Consider the following 10,094-nt stretch of genomic DNA (forward strand, 5'->3'; position numbering starts at 1 on the left):
CCCGCTCACCCGGTCGCGCGTGCGGCCAGCCGCCAGCGGCGGGCGTTGTCCAGGGTCGCCATCGGATGCAGCATCGCGTGGTCGAACTCCTCCAGCGCCCGGCCTTCGGCCAGACGGCGCGGCAGGTCGGGATTGGCCAGCGCACCCCGCGCCAGGGACAGGACGTCGGCATGGCCGTCCTCCAGCACCCGGGCCGCCTGCTCCGGTCGGTGCATCCCGCCGTTGGCGATCACCGGCAGGCCGCTCACCCGCCGGGCCAGACCGGTGATGGTGACGCCGCCGTCCAGCCGCGCCGTCTCGATCCAGTCCCGGCCCTCGCTGGCGATGTGCAGGTACGTCGCGCCCGCGTCGGCCAGCGCGGTGAAGATCGTCTCCGCGTCGCGGGCGCCGCCCGGCCAGTGGTACCGGAAGTCGTTCACCTTGGTCTGCGACAGCCGCACCCCGACGCACCAGTCCGGCCCGACTTCGGCGCGGATGGCCGCCACGACCTCCGCCGTCAGCCGCACCCGGTTGGCCGCGGGGCCGCCGTAGGCGTCCTCGCGCCGGTTGGTGTAGTCGGTCAGGAACTGGTCCAGCAGATAGCCGTTGGCCGCGTGGACCTCCACGCCGTCGAATCCGGCGGCCCGCGCGTTCGCCGCCGCGGCGGCGAAACCGCCGACGGCCTCCTTGATGTCGGTCTCGCTCATCTCATTGGGGGCGGGCCAGGGCCCGTGCCCGCCGTACTCGGGCATCTTCTCGCCCAGCGGTGTCACCGCGGACGGCCCGGCGGTCTGGCTCCGGTACGGATTCCCCTGCGACAGCGCACCGGCGTGCATGAGCTGCGCGACGATGGGCGTCCCGGCGCCGTGCACCTGGGCGGTGACCTCGCGCCAGGCCGCCACATGCCGCTCGGAGACCAGGCCGGGCTGGTTGAGGTAGCCCTGGCTGTAGGCGGTATCGGTGTACGTCCCCTCCGTGATGACCAGCCCGAAGCCGCCCTGCGCGAACGCCCCGTAGTACTCGGCCATCTCCGGCGTCGGCGTACCGTCCGGAGCCGCCGACACCCGCGTCATCGGCGCCACCGCCAGCCGGTTCGCCAGCTGCAACGCGCCGATGCGTCCCGGCCGCAGCGCCGGGTGCCCCTCAACACCACTCATGATCATCTTCCTTTCCGGATTCACATCACGTCGATCGCCAGCGGCGACGGCTCGCCGGCGTTGACATCGACCAGGTCCTGCGGGCAGGCCGACAGCACGACCAGGCAGTCCATGACCGCCTCGAAGGTGATCGCGTCCCCCGGCCGGCTCGCCGCGGGCAGCCACTGCAGACGTCCCGACTCCTCCACGGGGATCCGCATGAACACGTTGACCGGCTGCGGCGTGGCGGCGACGGACAGGCCCAGCTCCGCCAGCGCCAGGTCCAGATTCCGCGCGCACGAAGGGTGCCCCGGCGCGCCCAGCGCCTCATAGCGGGCCGGATCGCACGCCGCGATCAGCATGTCGTGGCGGCCTGGAGAGGTGTCGGACACCACGCTGAGGATCGGGCGCCGCCGGTTGGTCACGAACGCCTCTCCCACCTGCGGGAACAGGCGGCTCGTCACGCTGCGCGTATGGGATGCGCTCAGGTGCTCGCCGCTGTCTCCGGCGGCGAAGGCGAACAGGTCGCCCACCTGCCCGCCTTCCAGATCGACCACCCGCACCCGCTGCCCGGCGGCCACCTGCACCGCCCGCGCTTCCCTCGCGGGCACCACCGTCCGCCCCGTCATCAGTCGCATGCCTGTAAGCACACCACCGCCCACCCCACCAAGGCGATGGAGGAACATACACAACCGAAGTCATCAACTGGTGTTTCCTCCAGTGATCCAGAGGTGGGAGATTGATGATCCCCCCATGTCGGGTTGTGTTCGCGGCAGGGGCGGCGCGGGCGGTGGAGGCGGTCTCTTCTGCGTGGTGGCGATGGCTTGCGGGGCGGCTCGCCGTGCCTGTTGACGCGCTGGGGGCGGGGTGGCGACCTGTTGAGGTGTGCCCTCGGCGTGAATAATGGTCCGCCTGTTACGGGGTGGCGTGCGACGATCGCCGCATGCCCATCGATCAGCAGCTTCTCGTGGCGTTCACCGTCACCACCATGATCGCGATGATCACGCCGGGGCCGGACATGCTGTTCATCCTGGGATGCGGCATGCGGGGCGGGCCGCGCGCCGGCCTGCTGGCCACGGCCGGGGTCGCGACGAGCGAGGCCGTGCATGTCGCGGTGGCGGCCGCCGGGCTGGCCGCCCTGTTCGCGGCCGTGCCGGTCGCCTTCACGGTGGTGCGCGTCGTCGGTGCCGCCTACCTGATCTACCTCGGCGTCCAGATGATCCGCCATCGCATGGGCGCCGTGGAGGACGTGCCGGTCGGGGGCGGGGGCATGCCGGGCCGCCGGGCGTTCCTGTCGGGTCTGCTGACGAACCTGCTCAACCCGAAGATGGTCACCTTCACCATCGCCTTCCTGCCGCAGTTCATCGACCCGGGGTTCGGCCATGTGTGGCTGCAGTTCGCGATCCTCGGTGCTCTGCTGATCGCGCTGGAGTTCATCGTCGACGGGACCGTCGGCGTGCTGGCAGGACGGATCGGCGGATGGCTGCGCCGCAGGCAGGCCGCCCGCCGCCGAATCGACGTCGCGACGGGCGGCGTGTTCATCGGCCTCGGCGTGCGCTTGGCCGCCGAACGCTGACACCGCGTTTCATCGCCCCTGCCGCTGCTCGTCCCTCGTGTGCCGCCTCCTGCGACTCGGTCCTTGTGGCGCGGCCTCCCTTGCGGTCCGGCCTTGAGATGGGGGGCGTGGTGTCGGGTTATTGGTGTTGCGCCTGCTTCGGCGTTGGCTGCTGGTGACCTCGGTGCGTTTCCGGGCGCCGAGGTCTGCGGGGTGTGCTCGTCTGCGTGGGTGCTCTGCCGATGGCGTGGAGGTCGGATCGGTGCACGGGTGTGTGTGCGCAAGTTCGGAGCTCGCCTTGGCTGGTGAGGTGGTTGTGGTGCTGCCTCCCTGAGGGTTACTGCTGGGGTGGTTGTGCGGCTGTGGGGTCGGGGGTATAGCTGACGAGGTCGTAGAGGGCGGGCGGGAGCTCGTCCCATAGCCACTCGTTCTGCGAGCCGGGCCAGTCGGCGGGAGGGCCGACCCTCAGCAGGTTCGGGCGGAGGCGGGTGAGCTGGACGGGGAGCGGCGGGCCGGTCCACATGGGTTCGTCGGCTCCCCAGTAGGCGCCGAAGTCGGCGCCGGTGAGGGGGAGCTCCCTGGGGAGGAGGTGGCGGCCGGGGCTTCTGCCGAGGGGGAGCAGGCGTTGGGCCGTCGTGCGCAGGACGTTGAGGGCGGCGAGGTCGTGGCGGCAGCCGACGGCGGTCATGCGCAGTTCGGGCAGGCCGAGGCGGGTCAGGCCGCGGGTGGTGAACTCCAGGCAGGCGCAGCCGTCGTGGTCGTCGTCGGCCGCCGGGCAGCGGGGGTCGGCGGGGACGGGCGGCAGCCAGGCGCCCAGCCAGTCGTCGGCGAGGGCGAACCGAGAGGGTTCGGGGCCGTCCCGGAACGGCACGACCTGGCGGGTGTCGATGTCGATCGGCACGCCCGTGACGGCGTCCGCGAGGGCGCCGGTCACCGCGCGGGCCAACTGGAGGCCGAACGGCAGGTCGTGCGCGGGGACGGTGGCGGTGACGCCGATATGGTGCGCGGCCTTCCGCGCCGATGTGGCGTCCTCCTCGTCGGGCGCGTGCAGGGGACGGTGGAGGTCCCAGGGCGAGGCGTCGGCGCGGTGGGCGGTCACCGACAGGGCGGGTGTGCCGAGCCGCTCGGCCGCTGCGGCGGCGAAGGGCTCGGGCGGCCCCGTGGCCGGAAGCGGCGGGTCGGCCCGGTCGGACGCGACGACGAAGGTCGCGGTGACCTGCTCCGGCACGGTGATCTCGATCGTTTCGGAAGACATGGCGGCCTCCTGCGGCGTGGGTTCGCCATCAAGGTTCTGCCGCCGGCGGCTCCCGTGGTACTAGAATGAGATTCTGTGGATAACCGCGCGGGAACGGGGCGCCGGGGACACCACCCATGTCCCCGGCGCGTGCGCGCGGGATCAGCGCTCGGAGATGTCGACGTAGTGGCGCTCGCCGGGGCCGACGTAGACCTGGCGGGGGCGGCCGATCTTGGTGGTGGGGTCGCTCATCATCTCCCGCCACTGGGCGATCCAGCCGGGGAGGCGGCCCAGGGCGAACAGCACGGTGAAGGCGTTGGTGGGGAAGCCGATGGCCTTGTAGATGACGCCGGTGTAGAAGTCGACGTTCGGGTAGAGCTTGCGCTCGATGAAGTAGTCGTCGTTGAGCGCGACCTCCTCCAGGCGCATGGCCAGGTCGAGCAGCGGGTCGTCCTTGCCGAGGGTCTCCAGCACCTTGGTGGTGGCCTTCTTCACCACGGCGGCGCGCGGGTCGTAGTTGCGGTAGACGCGGTGGCCGAAGCCCATGAGTTTGAGGCCCGGCTCCTTGTTCTTGACGCGGCGGACGAAGCCCTCGACGTCGCCGCCCTCGGCGTGGATGCGCTCGAGCATCTCCAGGACGGCCTGGTTGGCGCCGCCGTGCAGGGGGCCGAACAGCGCGTCCACGCCCGCCGACACCGAGGAGAACAGGTTGGCGTGGCTGGAGCCGACCAGCCGCACCGTCGAGGTCGAGCAGTTCTGCTCGTGGTCGGCGTGCAGGACGAACAGCATGTCCAGGATTCGCACGATCTCGGGGTCGACCTCGTACGGCTCGGTGGGCAGGCCGAACGTCATCCGCAGGAAGTTCTCCACGTACCCCAGGGAGTTGTCGGGGTAGAGCAGCGGCTGTCCGACGGAGGTCTTGTAGGCGTAGGCGGCGATCGTCGGCAGCTTGGCGATCAGCCGGATGCTGGACAGGTCGACCTGCTCGGCGTCGAAGGGGTCGAGACTGTCCTGGTAGAAGGTGGACAGCGCGCTGACCGCCGACGACAGGACCGCCATCGGGTGGGCCCGCCGCGGGAACACCGAGAAGAAGTTGCGGAACTTCTCGTCCAGGAGCGTGTGCCGCCGCACCCGGTCGGTGAACCGGTCCAGCTGATCGGCGGTCGGCAGCTCGCCGTAGATCAGCAGGTAGGCGACCTCCAGGAAGGACGACCGTTCGGCGAGCTCCTCGATCGGGTAGCCGCGGTACCGCAGGATGCCCGCCTCGCCGTCGATATAGGTGATCGACGACGTGGTCGACGCGGTGTTGGTGAACCCCGCGTCGAGGGTGACGTGGCCCGTCTCCTTGAGGAGACTGTTGATACCGAGCCCCGAGGGTCCCTCGGTGGCGGGCGTCACCTCGAGAGGCAGTCGCCCGCTCGTGTGGTTGAGCTCGAAATCGGACATGCACTCGCTCCCAACTGCTGTCCACACACCTGCGTAGACGCTCCGAGTTTCATCGTATCCACGTGATCAGATGGCTCTTGCTGCGGGCTGGACCGTCTTGGCACCAAAGATCCGAAAGTGGCGGTTCGTCCGCGGATGGGGTCATCTGACCGGTCACGAGGTTGACGGGGCGGAGCGCCGGATGCTGGGTTGAGACCATGCCGACCCATGTGCCGACCCGTGACGCTGCGGAGCTGGTGCAAGCCGTGCGGAAGGAGACCGCGGCCTCCGGCAACCGGTTCCTCGACCTGCTGGAGAGCGGCGACGTGCCCCGCGAGCGGCTGGTGCGGCTGGCGGGGGAGCAGTACCGCATCCTCGGCAGCGACCGGCGCAGCTTCGCGCTGCTGGCCTCCCGCTACCCCGAGCCGCCCGCCGGTGACATGTTCCTGTCCCTCGCGCAGGGCGAGGGACGGGCGTTGGAGCTTCTGCGCGACTTCGCGGCGGCGCTGGAGCTGAGTGAGACGGATCTCACCGCCTACGAGCCGCGTCCACCGGCGCAGACCTACCCCGCGTATGTGGCGCAGCGGGCCGCGTTCGGCACGGCCGCCGAGGTCGCGCTGGCGATGCTGGCCAACCTGGAGGAGTGGGGCGCCTACTGCGGGCGCGCCGCCGACGCCCTCACGCGGCGGTACGGGTTCGACGAGGACGCGGTGGGGTTCTTCCGGTTCTTCGCCGAACCTCCGCCGGGGTTCGGCGAGCAGGCCGCCGCCGTCGTCGCGGCCGGGCTGGAGGCGGGGGAGGACCCGGCCGACATGGCCCGCGCCGCCCGGCTGCTGCACGCCTACGAGAAGGCGTTCTGGGACGCCCTGGCCGACGGGCTGTGACCTACCCGAACGGGGGAGTCAGCTCGGCGGTCAGCCGCGCCAGGGTGCGCTCCTGGTCGCCGATCAGCTCGCCGACGGCCGGGGGCAGCCACTCGTCGCCGTAGTGGGCGTCCAGCAGGGTGGACAGCGCCGTGAGCACCTGCTCGGGAGTCGGCCGGTCCTCCGGGGCCTTGGCCAGGCACAGGGTGACCAGGCCGCGCAGCGGGTCGGGCAGGCCGGTCAGGTCGGGGGCGCGGTGGACGATGCGGCCGCGCGCCTTGCGGTCGGTGCCGAACGGGGCCGCGCCCGTCGTCGCGTACACCAGCGTCGAGCCCAGGGAGAACACGTCGCTGGCGGGCGTGACGGCCTCGCCGAGGGCCTGCTCGGGCGACATGAACGCGGGCGTGCCCACGATCGCCGACCGCGACAGCGGAACGGCGTCCAGCGGGCGGGCGATCCCGAAGTCGATCACGCGCGGGCCGTCCGCCGCCAGCAGCACGTTGGACGGCTTGAGGTCGCGGTGGACGATGCCGGCGCGGTGGATGGCGATCAGCGCCTCGGCGAGCCCGGCGCCCAGATGGCAGGCGGCCTGCTCGGGGATCGGGCCCTTCTCCCGCACCGCCCGGGCGAGGCTGATGCCGTGGATGTACTGGGTGGCCAGCCAGGGCAGCTCGGCATCGGGGTCGGCGTCGACCACGGCGGCGGTGTAGAAGCCGCTGACCGAGCGCGCGGCGGCGACCTCCCGGCGGAACCGGGCCCGCCAGTGCGGATCGTCCAGCAGCTCCGGCCTGATCACCTTCACGGCGACCAGCCGCCGGCTCGGCGAGGCGGCCAGGTAGACCTGGCCCATGCCGCCCTCGCCGAGCCGCCCGAGCACCCGGTACGGGCCGATCTTGTCTGGGAGGTCGTGGGACGGCTGCATGGCTCCAGTTCCGGCTGCGGGGAGGGCGGGGACTTCATCGTTCCACGGAAATGATCTCGGATCGGCGGGGCGTTCGGGCGCCCGTCCCGCCGCGTTCGGTGCCGGGTGCGGCGGCGGATCCGACATCATGTGATCCGTGACGAACGGCGCGCCGGGTTCTGGACAGCACGCGGACCAAGGCCCGCGGCCCTCGGGCCGGGCCCCGCAGCACGCGGGCCAGCCGCCGAGACCCGTGGTGCTGGAGGCGGTCCTCGAACGCATCACCTACGCCAACGAGGACACCGGGTACACGGTGGCGCGCGTCGCCACCGAGAAGAGCGGCGGCGACCTGCTGACCGTGGTCGGCGCGCTGCTCGGCGCGCAGGTGGGGGAGAGCCTGCGGCTGACCGGCCGCTGGCGGTCGCACCCCAAGTACGGGCGGCAGTTCGAGGTCGAGTCCTACACCACCGTGCTCCCCGCCACCGTGCAGGGCATCCGCCGCTACCTGGGCTCCGGCATGATCAAGGGGATCGGCCCGGTGATGGCCGACCGGATGGTGGACCACTTCGGCACCGACATCCTGCGGATCATCGAGGAGGAGCCGGAGCGGCTCGTGGAGGTGCCGGGGCTCGGCCCCAAGCGCACCAAGCGCATCGCCGACGCCTGGGAGGAGCAGAAGGCCATCAAGGAGGTCATGGTCTTCCTGCAGGGCGTCGGGGTGTCCACGTCGCTGGCGGTGCGGATCTACAAGCAGTACGGCGACGCGTCCATCGACACGGTGCGCCGCGAGCCGTACCGGCTGGCCGCCGACGTGTGGGGGATCGGGTTCAAGACCGCCGACACCATCGCCCAGGCGGTCGGCATCCCGCACGACAGCCCGGAGCGCATCAAGGCCGGGCTGCGCTACACGCTGTCGGAGGCCGCCGACGACGGGCACGTCTTCCTCCCCGAGCCGAACCTGGTCACCGCCGCCGAGAAGATCCTCGGCGTGCCGCGCGAGCTGATCGGCCCCGCGCTGGACGAGCTGGCCGCCGAGGAGGAGGGCGTCGTCCGCGAGCAGGTGCCGGGGACGGCCGAGGGCGCGGGCACCGTCCCGGCGGTCTACCTGCCGCCGTTCCACCGGGCCGAGCGGTCCCTGGCGCGCGGCCTGCGCGAGCTGCTCGGCGCCGGGCAGGACCGGCTGAAGGCGTTCGCCGACGTCGACTGGGACAAGGCCCTGGCGTGGCTGCGCCGGCGCACCGGCGCCGAGCTGGCGCCCGAGCAGGAGGAGGCGGTGCGGCTCGCGCTGACCTCGAAGGTCGCGGTGCTCACCGGCGGCCCGGGCTGCGGCAAGAGCTTCACCGTGCGGTCGATCGTCGAGCTGGCCGCCGCCAAGAAGGCCAAGATCGTGCTGGTGGCGCCGACCGGGCGCGCCGCCAAGCGGCTGGCCGAGCTGACCGGGCACGAGGCCGCCACCGTGCACCGGCTGCTGCAGCTGCAGCCCGGCGGCGACCCCAAGTACGACCTGGACAACCCGCTGGACGCCGACCTGGTGGTGGTCGACGAGAGCTCGATGGTCGACCTGATCCTGGCCAACAAGCTGGTCCGGGCGGTGCCGCGCGGCGCGCACCTGCTGCTGGTCGGCGACGTCGACCAGCTCCCGTCGGTGGGCGCCGGGGAGGTGCTGGCCGACCTGCTGAACGCCGAGGTGATCCCGCGGGTGCGGCTCACCCGGATCTTCCGGCAGGCGCAGCAGTCCGGGATCGTCGTCAACGCCCACCGCGTCAACTCCGGCGAGCACCCGCACACCCGCGGCTACCCCGACTTCTTCCTGTTCCCCTGCGACGACCCGGAGCGGACCGCCGAGCTGACCGTGGACGTGGTCGCCAACCGGATCCCCCGCAAGTTCGGCCTGGACCCGCGCCGCGACGTGCAGGTCCTCACGCCGATGCACCGGGGCGCGGCCGGCGCCGGGGCCCTCAACACGCTGCTGCAGGAGGCCCTCACCCCGCACCGCGAGGGGCAGCCCGAACGCCGCTACGGCGGCCGCGTGTACCGGTCCGGCGACAAGGTCACGCAGCTGCGCAACAACTACGACAAGGGCGAGGCCGGGGTGTTCAACGGCACCGTCGGCGTCGTCACCAAGGTCTCGCCGGAGGAGCACACCCTCACCGTCCGCACCGACGAGGACGAGGACATCGACTACGGCTTCGACGAGCTGGACGAGATCACCCACGCGTACGCGATCACCATCCACCGCTCGCAGGGCAGCGAGTACCCGGCCGTGGTCATGCCGCTGACCACCGCCTCCTGGATGATGCTGCGCCGCAACCTGCTCTACACCGGCATCACCCGCGCCAAGAAGCTGGTGGTGCTGGTGGGGTCGCGGCGCGCGCTGGCCGCCGCCGTCCGCACCGCGGGGGCCGGACGCCGCCACACCGCTCTGTCCCACCGCCTGGCCGCCCCCGTGTGACGGCGCGTACGGAACCGACCGCCCGGCGGCACCGTCCGGTACGGTGATCATCCGCACCGCCGCGTCTTGCAAGGGGGGTTCCCGTCTTGTCCGAGGTGTCCCGCAGCGCCTCCCCGCCCGCTACCGGCGAGCCCGACGCCGACGGGCTCGACGCCGATGCCGTCGCCGCACTGGTGAACGGGTCGCACGACCTGGCGGCGGACGGCCGCATGGACGAGGCGGTCCGCGACCTGCGCCGGGCCGTGCCCGCCGCGCGGCGGCTGTTCGAACGCGACCCGGTGCGCCACCGCGCCGTGCTGGTGGTCGCGCTGCGGAACCTGGAGGGGCGGCTGGCGGCGACCGGACGGGCCGAGGAGACCGTGCCGCTGCTCAGGGAGATCGTCGAGGCCACCGCCGGCTACCGCGACGAGGAGGTCGCCGGCGGCACCCGGGACGCGCTGCACAGCCACCGCATCGGGGCGCTGACGCGGCTGGCCCGGCGGCTGCGCGCCGCCGTGAACCTCGACGGCGCCATCGCCGACGCCACCGCGGCCCGCGACGAGTCGCCCC

Annotated in this window: 9 protein-coding genes; 4 read left to right on the top strand and 5 right to left on the bottom strand. The window is 72.2% G+C overall.

Annotated elements, in window-relative coordinates:
- Positions 1 to 5 precede the first annotated feature (5 nt).
- A complete protein-coding gene (locus tag ABD879_RS24000; RefSeq protein ID WP_345023841.1) occupies positions 6 to 1,136 on the bottom strand; it encodes an oxidoreductase in 1,131 nt (376 codons plus the stop codon).
- Positions 1,137 to 1,156: 20 nt separating this feature from the next.
- Entirely contained in the window at positions 1,157 to 1,753 is a 597-nt protein-coding gene (locus tag ABD879_RS24005) for a DUF1989 domain-containing protein (RefSeq protein ID WP_345023842.1), read from the bottom strand.
- 305 nt (positions 1,754 to 2,058) lie between these two features.
- Between ABD879_RS24005 and ABD879_RS24010 the strand changes: the two genes are divergently transcribed.
- Positions 2,059 to 2,691: a LysE family translocator gene (locus ABD879_RS24010; RefSeq protein WP_345023843.1), complete on the top strand. Its 633-nt coding sequence runs from the start codon at positions 2,059 to 2,061 to the stop codon at positions 2,689 to 2,691.
- A 316-nt stretch (positions 2,692 to 3,007) separates the two neighbouring features.
- Here the strand turns inward: ABD879_RS24010 and ABD879_RS24015 are convergent, their stop codons facing one another.
- Together ABD879_RS24015 and ABD879_RS24020 are read right to left on the bottom strand one after the other, a co-directional pair.
- Positions 3,008 to 3,925 (bottom strand): hypothetical protein, encoded by a 918-nt coding sequence (locus tag ABD879_RS24015; RefSeq protein WP_345023844.1) that lies wholly within the window; start codon positions 3,923 to 3,925, stop codon positions 3,008 to 3,010.
- 141 nt (positions 3,926 to 4,066) lie between these two features.
- Complete coding sequence (locus tag ABD879_RS24020) at positions 4,067 to 5,350, bottom strand: citrate synthase (RefSeq protein ID WP_345023845.1); 1,284 nt, start codon at positions 5,348 to 5,350, stop codon at positions 4,067 to 4,069.
- Positions 5,351 to 5,595: 245 nt separating this feature from the next.
- Here ABD879_RS24020 and ABD879_RS24025 point away from each other — a divergent pair, with 245 nt between their 5' ends.
- Positions 5,596 to 6,213 carry a thiaminase II/PqqC family protein gene (locus ABD879_RS24025; protein ID WP_345023846.1) on the top strand — a complete coding sequence of 206 codons (618 nt, stop codon included), beginning with the start codon at positions 5,596 to 5,598 and terminating at the stop codon, positions 6,211 to 6,213.
- A gap of 1 nt (position 6,214) precedes the next feature.
- Here the strand turns inward: ABD879_RS24025 and ABD879_RS24030 are convergent, their stop codons facing one another.
- Positions 6,215 to 7,114 carry a serine/threonine-protein kinase gene (locus tag ABD879_RS24030; RefSeq protein WP_345023847.1) on the bottom strand — a complete coding sequence of 300 codons (900 nt, stop codon included), beginning with the start codon at positions 7,112 to 7,114 and terminating at the stop codon, positions 6,215 to 6,217.
- Between the two features lie 235 nt (positions 7,115 to 7,349).
- Between ABD879_RS24030 and recD2 the strand changes: the two genes are divergently transcribed.
- Positions 7,350 to 9,545, top strand: coding sequence for an SF1B family DNA helicase RecD2 (gene recD2, locus ABD879_RS24035; protein WP_345023850.1), 2,196 nt, complete (start codon positions 7,350 to 7,352; stop codon positions 9,543 to 9,545).
- Positions 9,546 to 9,631: 86 nt separating this feature from the next.
- A partial coding sequence (locus ABD879_RS24040) for a hypothetical protein (protein ID WP_345023848.1) occupies positions 9,632 to 10,094 on the top strand: 463 nt, incomplete at its 3' end.

It is taken from the genome of Actinomadura keratinilytica (assembly GCF_039539665.1).
Classification (GTDB): Bacteria; Actinomycetota; Actinomycetes; order Streptosporangiales; family Streptosporangiaceae; genus Spirillospora; species Spirillospora keratinilytica.

Excerpts from the sequence above, each read along its gene's own strand:
- ABD879_RS24005 (WP_345023842.1), bottom strand. The coding sequence starts at position 1,753 with ATGCGACTGATGACGGGGCGGACGGTGGTGCCCGCGAGGGAAGCGCGG.
- ABD879_RS24000 (WP_345023841.1), bottom strand. The coding sequence starts at position 1,136 with ATGAGTGGTGTTGAGGGGCACCCGGCGCTGCGGCCGGGACGCATCGGC.
- ABD879_RS24030 (WP_345023847.1), bottom strand. The coding sequence starts at position 7,114 with ATGCAGCCGTCCCACGACCTCCCAGACAAGATCGGCCCGTACCGGGTG.
- ABD879_RS24020 (WP_345023845.1), bottom strand. The coding sequence starts at position 5,350 with ATGTCCGATTTCGAGCTCAACCACACGAGCGGGCGACTGCCTCTCGAG.
- ABD879_RS24010 (WP_345023843.1), top strand. The coding sequence starts at position 2,059 with ATGCCCATCGATCAGCAGCTTCTCGTGGCGTTCACCGTCACCACCATG.
- ABD879_RS24015 (WP_345023844.1), bottom strand. The coding sequence starts at position 3,925 with ATGTCTTCCGAAACGATCGAGATCACCGTGCCGGAGCAGGTCACCGCG.